At 55.2% G+C, this 18,268-nt stretch carries 16 protein-coding genes and 1 pseudogene; 11 read left to right on the top strand and 6 right to left on the bottom strand.

The genetic code is table 11. The features are described from left to right. Positions 1-79: 79 nt before the first annotated feature. A complete protein-coding gene (locus IAE36_RS02910; protein WP_201198311.1) occupies positions 80-808 on the bottom strand; it encodes a metallophosphoesterase in 729 nt (242 codons plus the stop codon). Positions 809-1,482: 674 nt separating this feature from the next. On the opposite strand from IAE36_RS02910, the gene IAE36_RS02915 reads away from it, so the two are divergent. After that, a complete protein-coding gene (locus tag IAE36_RS02915; RefSeq protein ID WP_201198309.1) occupies positions 1,483-2,385 on the top strand; it encodes an FRG domain-containing protein in 903 nt (300 codons plus the stop codon). Positions 2,386-2,664: 279 nt separating this feature from the next. Further along, complete coding sequence (locus tag IAE36_RS02920) at positions 2,665-3,516, top strand: hypothetical protein (RefSeq protein WP_201198307.1); 852 nt, start codon at positions 2,665-2,667, stop codon at positions 3,514-3,516. A 104-nt stretch (positions 3,517-3,620) separates the two neighbouring features. Here the strand turns inward: IAE36_RS02920 and IAE36_RS02925 are convergent, their stop codons facing one another. After that, on the bottom strand, positions 3,621-5,378 hold the full coding sequence (locus tag IAE36_RS02925) for a prenyltransferase/squalene oxidase repeat-containing protein (RefSeq protein ID WP_201198305.1): 1,758 nt from the start codon (positions 5,376-5,378) through the stop codon (positions 3,621-3,623). A gap of 102 nt (positions 5,379-5,480) precedes the next feature. After that, positions 5,481-6,290, bottom strand: coding sequence for a hypothetical protein (locus IAE36_RS02930; protein WP_201198303.1), 810 nt, complete (start codon positions 6,288-6,290; stop codon positions 5,481-5,483). A gap of 1,190 nt (positions 6,291-7,480) precedes the next feature. On the opposite strand from IAE36_RS02930, the gene IAE36_RS23985 reads away from it, so the two are divergent. Beyond that, positions 7,481-7,966: a tyrosine-type recombinase/integrase gene (locus IAE36_RS23985; protein WP_442967438.1), complete on the top strand. Its 486-nt coding sequence runs from the start codon at positions 7,481-7,483 to the stop codon at positions 7,964-7,966. A gap of 178 nt (positions 7,967-8,144) precedes the next feature. On the opposite strand, the gene IAE36_RS02940 is transcribed toward IAE36_RS23985, so the two are convergent. Beyond that, positions 8,145-8,291 carry a hypothetical protein gene (locus IAE36_RS02940; protein WP_201198299.1) on the bottom strand — a complete coding sequence of 49 codons (147 nt, stop codon included), beginning with the start codon at positions 8,289-8,291 and terminating at the stop codon, positions 8,145-8,147. Positions 8,292-8,296: 5 nt separating this feature from the next. Beyond that, entirely contained in the window at positions 8,297-8,521 is a 225-nt protein-coding gene (locus tag IAE36_RS02945; RefSeq protein ID WP_201198298.1) for a hypothetical protein, read from the bottom strand. A 685-nt stretch (positions 8,522-9,206) separates the two neighbouring features. Between IAE36_RS02945 and IAE36_RS02950 the strand changes: the two genes are divergently transcribed. The 3 genes and pseudogenes from IAE36_RS02950 (at position 9,207) to pncB (ending at position 13,305) form a co-directional block, all read left to right on the top strand. Beyond that, a complete protein-coding gene (locus IAE36_RS02950) occupies positions 9,207-11,474 on the top strand; it encodes a restriction endonuclease (protein ID WP_201198296.1) in 2,268 nt (755 codons plus the stop codon). Positions 11,475-11,770: 296 nt separating this feature from the next. Further along, positions 11,771-12,109: pseudogene (locus IAE36_RS02955) on the top strand (isochorismatase family protein); the annotation flags it as partial. Beyond that, a complete protein-coding gene (pncB, locus tag IAE36_RS02960) occupies positions 12,106-13,305 on the top strand; it encodes a nicotinate phosphoribosyltransferase (RefSeq protein ID WP_201210075.1) in 1,200 nt (399 codons plus the stop codon). The pseudogene IAE36_RS02955 and the gene pncB, both read left to right, overlap by 4 nt. A gap of 39 nt (positions 13,306-13,344) precedes the next feature. Here pncB and IAE36_RS02965 read toward each other — a convergent pair whose 3' ends face one another. Beyond that, positions 13,345-14,127 carry an IclR family transcriptional regulator gene (locus IAE36_RS02965; protein WP_201210077.1) on the bottom strand — a complete coding sequence of 261 codons (783 nt, stop codon included), beginning with the start codon at positions 14,125-14,127 and terminating at the stop codon, positions 13,345-13,347. Positions 14,128-14,278: 151 nt separating this feature from the next. Between IAE36_RS02965 and IAE36_RS02970 the strand changes: the two genes are divergently transcribed. The 5 genes from IAE36_RS02970 to IAE36_RS02990 all read left to right on the top strand — a co-directional run bounded on the left by IAE36_RS02970 (position 14,279) and on the right by IAE36_RS02990 (position 18,244). Further along, entirely contained in the window at positions 14,279-15,037 is a 759-nt protein-coding gene (locus IAE36_RS02970) for an ABC transporter substrate-binding protein (RefSeq protein WP_201210079.1), read from the top strand. 45 nt (positions 15,038-15,082) lie between these two features. Further along, positions 15,083-15,739 carry an ectoine/hydroxyectoine ABC transporter permease subunit EhuD gene (gene ehuD / locus IAE36_RS02975; protein ID WP_201162859.1) on the top strand — a complete coding sequence of 219 codons (657 nt, stop codon included), beginning with the start codon at positions 15,083-15,085 and terminating at the stop codon, positions 15,737-15,739. Beyond that, entirely contained in the window at positions 15,736-16,479 is a 744-nt protein-coding gene (locus IAE36_RS02980) for an amino acid ABC transporter ATP-binding protein (protein WP_201210081.1), read from the top strand. Before ehuD ends, IAE36_RS02980 begins: the two co-directional genes overlap by 4 nt. Further along, positions 16,476-17,762, top strand: a complete 1,287-nt coding sequence (locus tag IAE36_RS02985) for an FAD-dependent oxidoreductase (protein WP_201210083.1) — start codon at positions 16,476-16,478, stop codon at positions 17,760-17,762. Before IAE36_RS02980 ends, IAE36_RS02985 begins: the two co-directional genes overlap by 4 nt. A gap of 83 nt (positions 17,763-17,845) precedes the next feature. Then, the gene (locus IAE36_RS02990) at positions 17,846-18,244 is read left to right on the top strand and encodes a GFA family protein (protein WP_201210085.1); all 399 of its coding nucleotides are present in this window, start codon (positions 17,846-17,848) and stop codon (positions 18,242-18,244) included. Positions 18,245-18,268 lie beyond the last annotated feature (24 nt).

The following is an 18,268-nucleotide window of genomic DNA, read 5'->3' on the forward strand; positions in this document are numbered from 1 at the left end:
TGCAAGCTCTCCCCGCTTGACCATGTCGGGCTGTTGACGACTGATCCTACATCGCTCCACGTATAGTTCACTGCCCAGCTCAGAGGTCGATAGTGAAATCAGCTGAAAATCCTGTGCGCTCACCTGGATATCCACGTGCGTTTGAAATCAGCCGACACCCCGAGACAACCGTATTCACAGAGTGATGCGTGTGGCCAAATATCCAGATGTCAGCTTGCTTGACTAGGTCATGCCACTGGTTGAAATAAGCCGCACCTAGATGGCCATCATGGCCCTCACCTGCTACTTCCTGGATCGGGCAGTGATGGGTGATAGCGACTGTCCTCCCTTCAAATTGCTTAGAGAGCTCTCCCGCAAAAAACTCACGCGCGACGATGTTCCGAGCGATAAGATCGACGGGGCGAAGCTTCCTGTAGCCCTCTCCGATCCTGATTCTCTTGAAATCCGACATCCACTCGGCACCAATCCTCATCGCAGCGTTGTAATCGCCCGTGGCCGTGTAGTCTGTCCACCCCGTCCCTACCAAAAACCTCGTGCTGCCAATAATGAGCACTTGATTGTCCACGACATGTACGTGCGCCGCAGCCATGTCACGCATTTTGCTGAGCGTTCGATCAATGTTGCCCTTGTAATGCTCGTGGTTCCCACAGACGTAAATAACGGGGCAAGTGAAGGTTTGATTTGCCCACAACACCCCCTGACCTCGCACCGAAATGTCTCCTGCCAGCACCACCAGATCCGGATCAATCTGGGGGGGCGTGAAGTCTTGAAACTCGAGGTGCAAATCAGAATAGATTAAAACTTTCATGTATCCCTCACGCGACAGCCAGAAGGCTAAGCACCGTCAGCCACTCTCGTCGTTATCGCTCTTGCGCGAAAGGACAAGTAGGTAGCCTTCAACCCGCCCCTCGCGACGAGTCATGCAGCGAAGCTGCCAGTGCCGCGGGCTGGCTCATAGCCTTACGTCACCAATCTCTCGCCCCGGCTCATAAGACCGCGGCAGTCGTTAACCACCTGATGGAGCGCTCCATCCCGCGATCAACCGGTTTTCCTGTGTCAATCTCCATCCGGGGACGATGGAGATAGCATGCCTCAATGAAATCCGGATTCACAGACTATAGAACTCCCAACCGGATCACTCAAGGTGACCAAGCGTTCGGCTTTGAGCGATCACGAGCCACCGCCCCTACGTGATAGAAGCTGCACACCATGAGCTGACACACCGAAGAGGCGGAGCGAAAAAATGAAGCAAACCGATTAGGTCAGAGCGAACGAAAGGCATCTGCCTGATTCGGCCATCGTCCTCCAAACAAGAAGTGCACAATTTATGCTCTGCAGCCATACTCGACACAGCTTTGAAGGGGTCGAAGAGCAATCGGATTGGCTCCGACAGGTTCTGGCGCACCTAACTGGGATATTGCTGCACACCATACGCGCCTCACTTAAAATCTGATTTTCTAACTCCCTTAGCAAGAGGCTATCGTGAAGACATTTACAGCTCGGACGCTAGTAGAATTCGTAGAGATCATTGATGGTTTGAAGGCCGACGAACCCAATTCGTTGTGGTTCCGGGGTCAATCTAATGCTAGTCACCAGCTCGTGCCTGGTGCCCTACGGAACATTCATCAATCTCACGACCACCTCGGTGAGGAGATTGACGACACGGTAGTAAGAATCAGTAGTGGCGGGATTTTCTCGGGCCCGGACTCTGAAAGAATGCTGCAGGAATTCAAACAGCTCGCTAGGCCCTTCCTCGAGCAACAACCATCGAACGACTTCGAATGGATGTTTATCGCTCAGCATCACGGCTTGCCCACAAGGTTGCTTGACTGGTCTACCAATGCTCTGGTCGCCCTGTACTTTGCGGCACAAGGCGCTCCAACACGCAAGGGTAATGGGGTCGCTGAGTGTAAGCGTTTTGAAGAAGACCACCTGAGTCATGAAGGCTTCGCCGTCTTCTCCATAGAGCCATCGAAAATTAATAAAAAAACAGTATTGACCGCCAGAACGATAGATATCGCCTCGGATGCAGAAGACTGGGACAAATATATCAACCCGATGCTCAAGGACACCACAACGCTCCCGGTCTGCATTACCGCCCCACACATGACCACTCGTATCCGAGCGCAAAGCGGTGTATTTACCCTACACGGCGCACAAATTCCACCGCTTGATTATTACACCGCCTTGCAAGACCTCATCACAAAGATCTTTATACCTTATACGGCTACAAAAGATATTTTGGCAAGCCTGGCAAGAATAGGTATTAACGAAAGCTTTATTTACCCCAGCCTCGACTCAATTGCCAAGGATATAGCAAACGCCGCTAACCTGAGATATGCAAGCTCACGTAGCAAAAAGGCAGCTAAACGAGCCGATCGTTAAATAGTGTGTGCCGCGAACTGAATCGCCCTTCGCCTCCCACCCCGTCAACTTCAATGCTTCATTCAAGCATGCGGCGCTCGGGGTTTCGAGGCGTAGCACGCGAGCAGCTTGGGCGCCTCGATCCATGCCTCCCACAGCGGCGGATTTGGCGCTCAGTTCAGGATTGAAACTTCAATCCAACGAACTCCGCGCTGTCCGCGCATCGCACACCCCTTGGCGCTGCCGGGTCGTAAACTAATTCACTGCAAAAGCAATCGCTGCTAGCACAGGATAGATTCTATGCGAGATCTACGTTTCAGTCGTACTTTTACTCTATTACAGCAAGAGGGGCTTCTAGCTAGAACATCCCTATTATCAGGAATCGACCTGCTATTAAAAGCCAATCTCGACGAAACGAAAACAGGCAATTTCTATTCAGCATTCTTCCAATTAACAATTGGGATAGAACGACTATTAAAACTTGTAATAATCACGAATCACATGTTAGAAAACAACTATAAACCTCCGACCGACGATGAGCTACGCAAGAAATACGGACACAACATTGAGTCGACGTATCTGCACGCACTATCCGTGAGGAAAAAGTGGGGACGTGAGAAAATAATCGCACCAGAACCTGACAGCATTGAGGAAAAAATTCTCGATTTCCTGGAGAGATTTGCGAACAAATCACGCTACTACAATCTTCGCGAGCTCAACAACACCACCGAAGACCCCGGCCCACTGGGAGACTGGTATTCCATCTGCACAGAAATCGCAGACAGTGAAATAGGGTATGCAAGACTCAACAAATCAGCCGAGAAACTCATGTACCAACTGGATCGAGCAGGGTTGGTAGGCTACTCTCCGACGTTTGGATTCGATGGCCATCCAATGACAATTTTCGACTACTATTGGAGAATGCATATAGTACAAAAAGCCGCCCCGCGCCTGGTGTGGAAGATCGTGCAGTTCATCAAGCCACTGTACAACGCTCTAAACTATATCGCGCACGAGGCTATGGAGTACGAGAACAGGAAACAATTGAAACTGCCCGTTATTCCTCATCTATACGAATTTTTCGTCTTTTCGCTTGCCACAAAATCTGACACCATGCGTAGAAAGTCGTGGAGCCGAATCTTTCTTGATTAGCCTTGCCGATGAAGACCGACCTACGCCAACGCGGCCAATGATCTCGAACATCAATTGGCCGTGAGTCATTTCGAAAAGCTAGGAAAATGAAGTGTCATTTAGGGCTATTGCAGCAAATCCAAATTTAGTAATTGTTTAGAAAATCTGTCTATAAATTTCCGAGCAACTCGAATACCATCAGATAGCTCAGCTTCACTCACCTCATGAGCCCGGTGGATAATTCCATCTCGGCGACCGATCAGAGAGCTGAGCTGGTCGCGGTGTGGCAGGCGCTGGGGTACTGCTATCACGCCAATACGCTGGAGTGCATCCTGCAACGCTCTCATCGCCTCCCTAGGGCCAAGCGTTTCAGTGCCATTCTCCTTGAATGCTGATAGCGCCAAGTCCTCTCGTCGTTCGAACAATCCATAGAGAAACATTTCGACTGAGTGGACTGTCGCAATGGCAGCAAGCCTGCGGTTATTTGCCCCACCTTCCCACTGCAGCTCTTCTGCCTTCCTGAAAAAATCCCTAGCCATTAACAAGAAACCGTCCACTTGCGCAAGCATTTGAGTCTTGTTGGCAAGGTAAGTTAAGACCACCCCAATAGTGAAGTGAGTGTTCCACGGTTCCGCCTCCCAACCGCCTAAATCTGTCTGCTGTGACAGCACCCAAGACTCACCGGCCTCTAGCAAATGTGGTACGTCGCCGGCCTGAGCTGATCTTCGGATAGCCTCCAAGGACAAGACAGTACTGATTAGATCAGGCTCTTCGTCACCTTCATTTCGAGGAAAGCTATTGCTATCCGGGAGAGTTTTAGTAAGCAGCCAAGCGACAGCCCTTCCAATTGCCTCGTGGTATCGGTCATCACCCAACCGCTGCAATGCGACCGTTGCGTAAGCAGTGACACGAACACTCCCAGGGTCAGCCTGCTCTGCCCTCCAACAACCAGACAAATCTTGACGACGGATCAGTCGGTCAGTCAGAACCGCCGTCTCTCTGCGCAGATGTGCGATCACGGTGCGGCTTTGGCTACAACGCCACAGGGCATAACCTATTTCTTCGATTCGCCCTCCCCGATCTTCCTCACCGCCAAGCTCGATCAGTTGTTGAGCACACGCTGCTAATGCTCCCTCAAACCGCTCTCTCTCGGTTGGACTGCCGTATAGGCTCAAAAACCAAGCGACGGAGAATTGCCAATCCTCAGGAAGGTCTCGCCCTGCTGCGTCTCGTTGTATCACAGCCTCCAAAGCCCTTCGCCCTTCCGCAGTTCGGGGCTCAATGCCAAGAAGCGGAAAGAGTTCTGGCGTAGGGTCACGAAGAATCCTGGCTGGAAGCAATGCCATTGCCTTCTCTAGAGACGGTGGGAAATCCCCCAATTCTTCTACCAGCGCAGCGGCAACACGAGGGCGGTCACGTTGAGTTTCGGCATATTCAGCGGCAACCACCGTCACTGATCGCGCAAGTCTTTCAGGAGTGCCGGTCGCAATTAATTCAGCGGGAAGATCACCATCTTTCACTGCCCAGTGAGTTCGATGCTGCTCGAATTGGCCAATGTCGAGTTGATCCGACATGCTCAAAACGCTTGATCTGTCTAGGTAGGCATGTTGCTCGTCGGGCTCAAAACCAAACGTGAGATCGTTCCCTCTTCGAACTATGTTGCGTATCCGCCCGTGCCGAACCGTTCGGGAATGGCGGCCACCAGCGCCCACCTCGTACATCAGCAGTGCAGGCACTTCTTCAAGGCGACGCAGGGATTCAGGGCTAGTCGGGTCGATGTCAGCAGCCTGATGACCGCTATATTCCTTGAATCGGCCCAACGCCATCGAGTACGGCTGGGTCTCCCACATCTCGCTATGACCGGCTACCAGCAGGTTGAACATCCCTATTCCTCCAAGCGACTGAGCACGCCGGCAGATTAGCACAGCAAAATGCCTGGCTCATAAAGTAGCTACAGACCTGGAGGATCCGCTTAGCACATCTCCTCAGATCTTCTCGGCATCGCGCTGTCGTTGCCGAAAACGCTTCATGAAATCAGCATCCACCAGCTCATCCACCGATAGGTCAAGACCACAGTTCATAAGCGAAGCGACGCTGCTATCTGAAAGCGCGAAGTCATCTGGTACAAAGCCATATTTACTAACCCGGCAGTCATCCAAGCGGGCCAGAAACGCCTTCACGAAATCTGACAGTCCAGATTTCCGGCTTTCGGTGGCAGCTGCAGTGGCGTCGCTGTTAGCGGTGATCTCTGCCATTTCCGCATCAGTACCGATGGCCTGTACGACCTCGCTCAGTGAAGACCAGTACTTCAGGTCATACTGGTGAGTGAGTTGATCAAGCTTCTCCTTCACGTGGCATTCGTAGAGGTAATTGTGTTCTGACGCTTCGTGCATCAAATCGAGGATGTGATGCTCGGTACCTGATCTGAAGCCTGAATGGTTATGGAGATGATCTCGACGATCCAGCAGGGCGGTCAATTGATCGGCAAGGTTGCTGATCCGAGCATTCACTCCAGCCAATTCCTTACGTGCTTTCCGAGCCTGACGGATCTTTTCAGGGCTCCAGCCGTCGGCAGTGTGCAGGAAGGCGTCCCAGAACACATAGAGCGCTCGCGGCTTCTGTGCCAGCGCCACGTAGACCTCTTCGTAAACGCCACCCAGCTCAATGCGCCGTTTGAGCATGTCGTGGATGATGATGCGCATGTTTGGCCAGATATTGCGGGCCTCGAGGTCTTCCATCATCTCGCGCAGGAGGGCTTCGGAGCGTTGAACCGCTTCGGTGGTAGCTTGGGACACTTGGGTGATACCTGTATGGAGAACGTGTGTGTAGGCTATCGCCTCATCCGAAAGCCTTCCGTACCTATCGGGATTTCTTTTTAGCACCAATAGGTACCTGCTCATGTTGAGCTGCTCCGAACACGCGGCAGGTTGTGGTGTGAAAATTGCGAGGTTGCTGGATTTATTTGAGCGCCTCGTACCCTGCCTACGCCGACAAGGAACGCAAACCTAGACCGAAGCTCCCGTAGCTGGCTGAGCGAGGTTGAAGTTCGGTGACGACAAGACTGCTTGAAGAACGAACGACCCTGAGCCTGCGCGGTGCACTAAACGCAACCGACCTACCAATTCGGCTTGCGTAAAACGAAGGATAATCTTCGCCCCCGTCACCGCATGATCCGCCTCTCAAGAACGCTTCTCAATTTTCGTGGAAAGAACAGCCTCTGCTCTGAACGACTTGTAGATCTGGTTCTTGGGCAGCCGCGGGCCCTGGCGCCCGATCGGCGGCACCGCATAATCCTCATCGCCAAGCGCCCTGTCCCAGGTAGGGCTTGGAGTAAAAGAGTACATTTGTACTCACCTGCTTTGAGCGCCTTATGAGCCTGCTTCCCAGCAGTTAGATCTAGGTCTAAAAGCATCAGATGCTCCAGACCGAATGTCACTAAAAGCAAACCGCTCTGATAGACTGACCAGATCGATTTTCCTGAATCGTGCGGTCGGCTCGCAAAGGCACTAGCCACAGGTAGTTCATCCCCGCATGTTAACTCGCATGCTTTCTACGAAGGTCAGAAGCAGCCGACATTCTGATGGAGGAGAATGCTATGCGCGTTCCTATATTTGAAGCTGACATGCTTCGTAACGGAGCCTTCAAACGAGCGGCCAAGAGAATTCAGCAGCATTGGCCAGGAGCTGATCAGCTCGGGCTCATGGAGGCCCACGAAATCTTGGCGAAAGGACTTGGTTATCAGGACTGTCATGATCTCCAGCGTTCTGTTCTGCCTACTGCTGATGATGTGCCAGCCCAGTGCCCTCCCCTCAGTGATGTTAGGGGGCGCATACTAATCGCCATTAGTGGACATCCTACGGGGGCTCGTGCCTTGCGAGCTGAGATGAATGCCCTGGTGGCTTCTCTCTTGCTTCAGCGGCTTCAGACGTATCTACAGCGTGATCTTGGGCAGGCGACTCAGGTAAAGGCACCTCAGATACCGGCCATGTCGACAAATGCATACAGACATCATTCATCTACGCCGGAAGCCATTACAAGCAGGCGAATCCTCACGCTTCAAGAGCTCGCTAGGTTGCGCGAGGTGGTTGAGGAGAACGGGCGCCTCAGAGATCAATGCGCATGGAGGCTGTTGTTGGAGGGCTTACGAGCCTCAGAAATTCTATCAGCTAGAGCAGCCAATCCAATTGTGGTGCACATGAGCAAAACTGTGGCTCAGCCACTTCAGCCCATGTCACTCAGCCCTGCCCTGGTGAAATCCCTTACTCAGCTTGTTCAGAAAGAGGGCATCAAGACTGGCGAATACATTTTCAAGAATTCGCGAGGCGATGGTCGACTTAGCATGGCTACGCTTGCCTCACTTTTTCAAAGCACTTTAAGTAAGGCCGGCCTTGAGGGGTCAATCGGCATGCATGGCGTTCGTAGATCGGTTCTCTTCCACCGGAGTCAGACCCTGCCTGATCCGTCCCATTGATGCATAGCCTTCATTGCCAGTTCTGTTTACGTCGCTAGACAGGCAACCCTAAGAGAAGCGAGGTGGCTTTTAGCGCCTCACTTCTCTGATCCCGTTAATCTATGGCGTCGCTCAAGCGTGAAGTTCAAAGCGGCTGGTGAGGAACTGGCTCAGCGCAAAACAGCTGTCGGAGCTGGTCTCAAGGCTTCTCAATCAGCTTTAAGGCATCATCGTAGGCCTCGTCTAACGCATCCTCCTCGCTGTCCACGTTATAGATCTCACAGAGTGAAGGACGTGGATCCTCATCAACGTCATCTTCTGCCTCCTCATCTTCATAATCACTCATGACGGTTACTCCTGGTGAACGGGCGCAGGTTTGAGAATCTGATTTACGACTGCATCAGCTTGCTGCGTCGCCTGCTCAACCTCCTGCGCAAGATTTACGTCTTTGGTGACGATCGCGTTGTTGATCGCAGCCCAGGATTGCACATCCTGTGCGCTTTGCTGAACGCCTTGCCGCTCTAGCGCTTTCTGAAGCAGGTGCGACGCCACCTCAGCGTTGTATGCCTGCTCCAAAGCCGCGTACTGGGTGTATGTGCGAGCAGATTGGCGGTGCCAGCAGCTGGGAGAGCTGGAGAAGTCACCTTTGGGTCGTCACTGGCCATGATTGAGCCCTCAGATACTGATTCGGCGTACCTATCATTTCAGCAAAGCAGTGATGGGTCGCACCCACAACCCCTTCAGATGAACGTCACTACGCGAACCAGCGCTACGCCCTTGCATCGTCAGCAGCGGGCTGACTTTAAGAGCGCTGGTCGAAGCGGCAAAATGCCGTGTTCACTTGTCATAAAGTAGGTGCCCGAGTGAACGACTACGATTTTTCGCGTCTGAACGACAAAGAATTCGAGGTACTCTGCACCGACCTCATCGGTGCTGCAGAAGGCGTGCGTCTCGAGCGCTTTAAGCCTGGTCGAGATGCTGGCGTAGATGGCCGCTACTTTAAGCGACTCCCCTCCCCACCCTGCGCTTCACCAACACGAAAAGTGGCTTCAGCTTAGGAGGGATAAGAATCGCAGGACAGCTGTTGGGCGTCTGAAATCAGTTCCTCTACACGCCTAGCCCGTGAGGCAAACCGATCAACACTACCGGGTCTATCGATGAGCCCAAGCTTCGGTGTTGCGCCTCATCCCGACATCCAGCCATCCCCCTGACCTCATTCTGCGGTGGTATCTTACCCCTCTACCATGGAGTGAGTACCCGAGTGAACGATCACGATTTTTCCCGCCTTAACGACAAAGAATTCGAAGTGCTCTGCGCTGACCTACTGAGTGCTAAGAAAGGTGTGAAATTTGAGCGATTCAAGCCTGGCCGGGATGGTGGGGTTGACGCACGCTACGTTACTGACTCCGGGGCTGAGTGGATTCTTCAGGCCAAGCACCGCCCTGGCTCAACTTTGCCTCAGCTTGTAACGCATATTCGTAACTCAGAAGCACCCAAAGTGGCCACACTCAACCCCGAGCGCTACATTCTCGTGGTTTCCCATGGACTAACGAGGTTGAACAAGGACGAACTGATCGAGGCTCTGAAAAGCTGCGCTACATGCCCGATTGAGGTATATGGTAGAGAAGACCTTAACGATTTTCTTGCAGATCACCCTGCGGTAGAGCGTCGGCATTTCAAGCTGTGGATCAGCAGCGCAAATGTCTTAGAGAGCATGCTCAATAATGCTATCAATGGCCGCAGCGAAGCTATACTTTACGACATCGCCGAGCAATCTAAACTCTTCGTGCAGACGAAAAACTTCGAGTTAGCGGTCGAGTTAATGGAGACGCTTGGCACGGTAATCATCACAGGCCAAGCGGGCATTGGTAAAACCACATTGGCAGAACAGCTGACTCTGCTTTTCGCGAGCGATGGCTTTGAGCTTGTTTGTATCAGCAAAGATATCGAAGAAGCTGAGCAGGCTTACAACCCTTCGAAAAAACAAATTTTCTATTTCGACGACTTTCTAGGTCGAAATTATCTGTACGCACTGAAGGGCCATGAGGGCACCCAAATCGTCCGATTTATTAAGCGGATCGCCCGTGACAGAGCTACGAAGAAATTCGTACTCACGTCCAGGTCTACGATTTTGAACCAAGGGCGGTTACTCAACGACACGCTGACACACAACCATATTGATAGGAATGAGATGGAAATCAAAATTGATTCCCTCTCTAACATTGACAAGGCCAGAATGTTGTACAACCACATCTGGCACTCGGGACTTTCGACGTCACGTATTGATCAATACTACATGAAGAAACGCTACTGGAAAATTATTCACCATAGAAATTTTAACCCTAGGCTTATCCAGTTCATCACTGACCCTCAGCGTTCAGAAGATATAGCTCCTGAAGGCTATTGGAGCTATGTACAGGGTATGCTAGCCAACCCTGAAGAAATTTGGCAACATCCTTTCGATGCGCAGCTAGACGACTTTGGGCGCTTCCTAGTGCTACTCATAGCTTTCAATGACTCAAGCATAGATGAGGATGATCTTGCCTCCGCGTATGCTAGGGGCCTGGATATGCCCGCACATGCGAGCTTTGAAGGAAAACGAGATTTTTTTTATGCAGTAAAGCACTTATCAAACTCTATGATCATTAGGGTTCTTAGCAAAGAAAGGGTCTATTACAAGCTCTTCAACCCATCGCTAGGCGACTTCTTGATCAAGCGTTATGCCAAAAATTTTGGACACCTGGCGAACATATTTAAAAGCCTGCGCAGCCGGAGCGCTATTGAAGTAATTAATGACATGTCTCTCAACGATCTCATCACGCGCAATGCCAAAGATGAAATGATCACCTCCTTGTTTGCGCACGAAGAGAGCCTGGAATTCAAGGCGAGCCACCCGGAATACATCTCCAGACTCTACCTTCACGCTAACAGAGCGCGCTCTACTTGGTGGACAACAAGCATCACAATCACGGACGAGGACACCGAACAATTCCTGAATGTTATACATTCAATCATGAGCAGCCCGATATCGGAAAATTACTTAGAGTGCCTAGAGCTTGTCGTAAAGGCCGCAAATCTCAGTCTAATTTGCCCTGACTCCCTTCTCACTTTCACCATGAAGGTTATCGGATTCGGGATGGGAAGGGAGGAACTTCAGGAGCTTGGTAAGCTAGTAGCTACGCTGGAAGCGAACGATATCTATGATGCCAGTGACCCCCTCTTAAATTACGCTCATCAGTTACTGCTCGACGCGACTCCGGATGCATTTGATGACGGTGATGTTTTTGTGGGTGGTGACAACTACTCCACTGCGCGTAGCAATCTGACAATCCTCATAAAAGAGACATATACAAGCTGGCAGCTTGAGCCGACAGACGCCATGATCGAAGAGATAATTGGGGCATTTAATATTCCTGAGCGGCAGATGTACTACTTTGAAGCCGACGAGCAAGAATATGTCTCTCCAAGAGCGGCTCAGCACTGGGAGGAAACGATGACCATCGATCAGTTGTTCTCAAGGGACGGTTGAGATACCAAGGGGAGATTTGGCTGGTTCAAGATCAGCTTCAGGTTGTTCGGGAAGGACAGATTTTCGACGAACGCCAGGTGGTAGATTCAAGACCGTGGCACCTACCGGCGGTGGGATTTGAGACAAGCACCAGGTGATGCCATAGGCTGGCCAGCAAGAACAGATTGGAGCTAGCCTCCGGCGATCTGATTGCAGGAAAAAGGCTGCAGGCCTTTCAATCCGGGGGTCTGGAGGTACAATGGGCGATGTCACACTCGTTGACGAGATTTGCCTGATCCTGGTGCATTCCACAAAACGTGTGGAAAGGCGTCGAACCCGACCTGCACCCCTACGGCGCCTGTTATCACGACCTGGCCGAGCGCCGCTCCACCGGTGTGATCGAATACCTCAAGGTGCAGCAGGTAGGTGCAGTGATCGTCGGCGGCCTGGCCCTGGATTACTGCGTCAAGACCACCGCCCGGCAATTGCGCCAGGCGGGCTTCCAGGTGCTGCTGTACCTGCCGGCCTGCCGCGCCCTCACCCAGGCCGGCGCCATCGAAACCTGCGGCGCGCTGTCAGCAGAGGGTGTGGTGCTGTGCGGGGATGAAGCCGCCCTCGACCACCAATTGGCTTTGATCAAGGAGCAGCGCTCATGAGCGACAGTGTTTTCGGCCCACGCATCATCCAGAATTTGCTGGACACCGACTTCTACAAGATCACCATGATGCAGGCGGTGCTGCACAACTACCCCAATGCCGAGGTGGAGTGGGAGTTCCGTTGCCGCAACGGCGAGAACCTGGCCCCATACCTGGCCGAGATCCGCTACCAGGTAGAGCAACTGGCCGAGGTCAGCGTCACCCAGGACCAACTGGCCTATCTGGAAAAAATCCCGTTCATCAAACCCGACTTCATCCGTTTTCTAAGCCTGTTCCGTTTCAACCTGCGCTACGTACAGGTTGGTCTGGACGATGCCGGGCAGCTGGCCATTCGCGTTCGCGGCCCGTGGCTGCACGTGATCCTCTACGAAATCCCGCTGCTGGCCATCATCAGCGAAGTGCGCAACCGCTATCGCTACCGCGAAGTGGTGATCGAACAGGTGCGCGAGCGGCTGTACCAGAACCTCGACTGGCTCAAGGCCGAGGCCAGCGCCGACGAACTGGCGGGCTTCCAGCTGGCCGACTTCGGCACCCGCCGGCGGTTCTCGTACCGGGTGCAGGAAGAGGTGGTGCACATTCTCAAGCGCGACTTCCCCGGCCGCTTCGTCGGCACCAGCAATGTGCACCTGGCCCGCGAATACGAACTGCGCCCCATCGGCACCATGGCCCACGAATGGTTCATGGCCCACCAACAGCTGGGCCCACGCCTGGTGGACAGCCAGGTGGCGGCGCTGGAATGCTGGGTTCGCGAATACCGCGGCTTGCTGGGCATCGCCCTCACCGACTGCGTCACCATGGACGCCTTCCTTGGCGACTTCGACCTGTACTTTGCCAAGCTCTTCGACGGCTTGCGCCACGACTCTGGCGACCCACTCGCCTGGGCAGAAAAGGCCATTGCCCACTACGAGAAACTGGGTATAGACCCCATGAGCAAGACGCTGATCTTCTCCGACGGGCTGGACTTCACCAAGGCCCTGGCACTGTACCGGGCGCTGCACGGGCGCATTCAAGTGAGCTTTGGTATCGGGACCAAGCTGACGTGCGATATACCGGGCGTGGAGCCGATGAACATGGTGATCAAGATGACCGCGTGCAATGGCGCCCCGGTGGCCAAGATCTCGGACAGCCCAGGGAAGACGCAGTGCAGGGATGAGAACTTTGTGGGGTATCTGCGGCATGTGTTCAACGTGGGGTGAGGGTAGCAGAGGCGGCAGAACAAACCGCCTCGACTACGCCTATAACTGCAACGCCCGTATCGAAGTTGTAATCGCCCGCGCGCACTCCAGCACTGCGGGCCCTAGCCGCCGCTCCGCTTCCTCCACCGTCCACCGGCTGGTGGGCGCCACCACGTGCACGGCCGCCACGGGCAAACCCTCGCTGTTGCGCACGGGCGCCGCGAGGGCCATGTCCCCGAGGAACAATTCCTCGCAGTTGGTCGAAAACCCGTCCCTGCGCGCCTGCTCCACCCGCTCGAGGATGTCGTCCAGGCCAACCCGTGTCTGGCGCGTGTGCTGCACGAAGGTGCAGCCGCTCAGGTGTTGATGGGCCTGCTCGCGCGGCAATGCGCTCAGGTACGCACGCCCGGAGGCTGTGCAGTACATGGGGATACGGCTCCCAAGGGGCATATGGATGGGGATGAACTTGGGGCCCACGAACCGGGCCACGTAGATCATGTCGTCTGCCACCGGCTCGGTCAGGTTGGTGGTTTCGCCGGTCACCTGGGCAAGCTCTGCCAAAAACGGGTTAGCCACGTCTACCAGGGTGTTCGATGCCAGGTAGTTATAACCAATCTCCATCACTTCGGGCGTTAGCTGAAAACGCTTGGTGATTGCGTTCTTGCGCACGTAGCCCAGGGCCTCGAGGGTGTGGACCATGCGCTGGGCGGAGCTTTTATTGATGCCGGCTGCCTGGGCAACTTCAGCCAGGTTCATTGTTCTGCGCCGCGCATTGAACGCCTTCAAAACCGCCAACCCCTTCTCAAGGGATTGATTAAACAGGGCATTTTCAATGTCACTCACGGTTTTTCACCCCATGCGTATCGGTATGCGATATTTATAAATCTCTTTACGATTTTTGTAAATCAATTATATTCGACTCAAGGCCCCTGCCCTGATCCAAGGCCTCACTCTTTCGATAACGACAAAAATCACGAAATCAGGAGTCCACCCCATGCGTTCACAACTTCGTGCACTCACTTGCGCTGCCGCCCTGGCAGCCAGCTTCATCACCGGTACTGCCTTCAGCGCAGACACCTACCGGGTCGGTGCCACAGCCACCGGCGTGCCTTTCACCTTCCTGGATGTGAAGAGCAACCAGATACAAGGGATGATGATCGACTCGGCGCAGGCCATCGCCAAGGCAGGCGGGTTTGACGTGACCATCTTGCAGAACAACTTCTCGGCACTGATCCCCTCACTCACGGCGAACAAGATCGACATCATTTCTGCAGCCATGCTTAAAACCCCAGAGCGGCAGAAAGTGGTGCAGTACTCCAAGCCGGTGTATGAGTACGGCGAGGCGCTGGTGGTCAACCAGGATGACAACGGCACCTACACCAGCATGGACGACTTCAAGGGTGAAGTGGTGGGCGCGCAGGTCGGCACGGTGTTCATCGACGAGCTCAAGCGCCGTGGCATCTACCAGGAAGTCAGGGGGTATGACTCCATCTCCGACCTGCTGCGCGACCTGGCCCTGGGGCGAATCAAGGCGGGCTTTGCTGACAAGCCGATCCTCACTTACCAGGCGTCTCAGGGCTTGCTGAAAAAAGTACGCCTGGTTGACGGCTACAAACCCAGCCTCAACGGCGAAGTGTGCCTGATCGTGCGCAAAGGCGACCAACAGCTGCTGGAACAGATCAACCGCGGCATCGATGCGGTAAAAGCGGACGGCACGCTGGATGCGATCATCGCCAAGTGGCACATCAACTGACGCCATCACGCGCGTCAGGCGCCTACCGGACAAGCGGGTACTTCTATGTTTCTGCAGAACGCTCTGGACTTTCTCCCTGTGTTGCTGGAAGGGGCAGTGGTCACGGTTAAAGTGACCGCGCTGTCGTTCATTCTCAGCTCGGTCATCGGGCTGGTGTTTGCCCTGATGATGGTGTCGAACAGCAAGCTCATCGCCAGGACCGGCTACACACTCGTCAACATCATCCGCGGGCTGCCGATCATCGTGCAGCTGTTCTACATCTACTTCGTGCTGCCCGACTTCGGCATACAGCTGAGTGCGTTTCAAGCGGGTGTGATCGGCCTGGGCATCGCCTACTCGGCTTACCAGGCCGAGAACTTCCGCGCGGGTATCCAGGCAGTGCAGCAAGGGCAGATCGAGGCCGCCGAATCGATCGGCATGCGCGGGGCGATGATCATGCGCCGGGTAGTGCTGCCACAGGCCTTCAAGATCGCCCTGCCACCCTACGGCAATACCCTGGTGATGATGCTCAAGGATTCCTCGCTGGTGTCCACCATCACCGTGGCGGAAATGACCCGGGCCGGCCAGCTGATCGCATCGTCCACCTTCGAGAACATGACGGTTTATACCTTGGTGGCCCTGCTTTACCTGGCGTTGAGCCTGCCACTGTCGTATGGGTTGCGGCGGCTGGAAGCCCGCCTTGGGACGAGGAACAACGCATGATCAGTATCAAGGCGCTGCACAAAAGCTATGGGTCCACCCGCGTGCTCGAGGGTATCGACCTGGAAGTGAACAGCGGCGAAGTGGTGTGCCTGATCGGGCCCTCCGGCTCGGGCAAGTCCACCCTGCTGCGCTGCATCAACGGCCTGGAAACCTACGAGGGTGGCGACATTCTGGTGTCGTCCGAGCGGGTAGACCGGCACGCCAGGTCGATCCACACCATCCGTACCGAAGTGGGCATGGTGTTCCAGCGCTTCAACTTGTTTCCGCACCGCACTGCCCTGCAGAACGTGATGGAAGGCCCGGTGTACGTGAAGAAAGAGAGCCCGGCCGCCGCCCGCGCGCACGCGGTGGAACTGATGGAAAAGGTGGGCCTTGGCCATCGCCTGGATGCCTACCCGGATCAACTGTCGGGTGGCCAGCAGCAACGCGTGGCGATTGCACGGGCCTTGGCCATGCGGCCCAAGGCGATTCTGTTCGACGAACCTACCTCCGCGCTCGACCCCGAACTGGTGGGCGAAGTGCTGGGCGTTATGCGCACCTTGGCCAAAGAGGGCATGACCATGGTAGTGGTCACCCACGAGATGGCCTTCGCCAGGGAGGTTTCCGACAAGGTGTGCTTCCTGTACGGCGGCAAGATCGTGGAAGCGGGTGTGCCGCAGGATGTGTTCGGCTGCCCTGCTCACCCGCGCACCCAGGATTTCCTGCGCCGTCTTCTCAACAGCAGCGAGCCACAGGCATGAGCGTACAGTCATTTTCCATGCCCCCGTCCCTGTGGGCTGCCACGGCGCAGCCGGGGCCGCAAACGCCGCCGCTGACAGAGGACAAACAGGTCGATGTGGCCATTGTCGGGGCCGGTTATACGGGCCTCACCACAGCGCTGCATTTGGCTAGCGCTGGCACAGCCACCTGCGTACTGGATGCAGGTGAGCCAGGCTGGGGTGCCTCGGGGCGTAACGGCGGGCAAGTGATTCCGGGCCTGAAGTACGACCCGGACGAGCTGATGAAGCTGTTCGGTGATGAAAAAGCGGAGGCGATCATTCGCGTTGCCGGGGGTGCTGCGGATGAAGTGTTCAAGCTGATAGACCGCTACGGCATCGACTGCGATGCGGTACGCCAAGGCTGGATACAACCTGCCTGCACCCCAGCGGCCATGCGCGCCATCGAACAGCGGGCCCAGCAGTGGCAGCGCAGGGGCGTTGCGGCTGAGCTGCTCGATGCACGCGGCGCTGCTGACCGCATCGGCAGCCAGGGCTACCTGGGCGCCTGGGTCGACCCCCGCGCCGGCAGCGTGCACCCGCTGAAGCTGGCACGGGGGCTGGCCCGTGCCGCACTCCATCACGGCGCTGCAATACATGGCCGTACCCGCGTCACCGGCCTTAAACGCGAGGGCAATCAATGGGTGCTCACCACCGAACAGGGCGCCCGGGTCACCGCGCAACGTGTGGTGCTGGCGACCAATGGCTATTCGGATGACCTGTGGCCCGGCCTGAGGCAAACCCTCATCGCGGCCAACAGCTTCATCGTATCCACACCGGTGCTACCCACAGCACTGGCGCAGCAGATCCTGCCGCAGGGCGAAGTCTGCTCGGATGCCCGCCGCTTGCTGCTGTACTACAAAAAGGACGCGCAAGGGCGGCTGCTGCTAGGCGGCCGCGGGCCGTTTTCCGAGCCGCGCTCGCCAGACGACTTCAACCAGCTCAAGCGCGCCGTCACGGCCTTGTTCCCGCAGCTGGAAGGGATCGGCTTCGAGCATCACTGGAGCGGCAGGGTGGCACTGACCCGGGACTTCCTGCCGCACGTGCACGAGCCGGCGCCAGGGCTCAGCATTCTGCTGGGCTACAACGGCCGCGGCATCGCCATGTCGACAACGCTGGCCCGTCATTTGTCGGGTCACCTGCTGGGCGCCTCGGATGACCTGGTGTTTCCGGTCACGCCAGTCAACCCGATCCCGTTCCACGGCTTGCAGCGCCTGTACCTTGGCGCGGGCATTGCCTGGTATCGGTTGTTGGATACCTTTGGTTGAAGGATCATCTGAACAATTAGCCGTTGCGGTGGAACCGCTGAGGCTAAGCTTGCATCTCTCGCAGAAGCTGAAGAGGAATGGGTATGCAAAGCACTGCCTACGAAGGTGGCTGCCTGTGCGGCTGGATCAGGTACAAAGCCCTGGCCCCCGCGATACAGCCACACACCTGTTCGTGCAAAACGTGCCAACGCCATACCGGTGCCGTGACGGCGGTGTGGGTGGAGTTCACACAGCAGAGCGTCACCTGGGTGGGTGGTGGTGGCGTGCCTTCCTTATTCAGGTCATCAGATTACTCCAGCCGGGCGTTTTGCAGCCGGTGTGGCAGTTCTGTCGGTGCCATTGACGATGATTCGACGGTCGCATTGCTCGTCGGTGGTTTTGACGACAATGACTTGGCAGAGCTGCAACCGAGGTTTCATGCGTTCGAAGACAAGCAGCCCCGCTGGTGGTGTGACGCCGGCACCAGATCGGGGCTGCCATAAATTGCCGTGGCGGTACGCCTGGCG

This window comes from Pseudomonas sp. S36 (assembly GCF_016647875.1).
Taxonomy (GTDB): Bacteria; Pseudomonadota; Gammaproteobacteria; order Pseudomonadales; family Pseudomonadaceae; genus Aquipseudomonas; species Aquipseudomonas parafulva.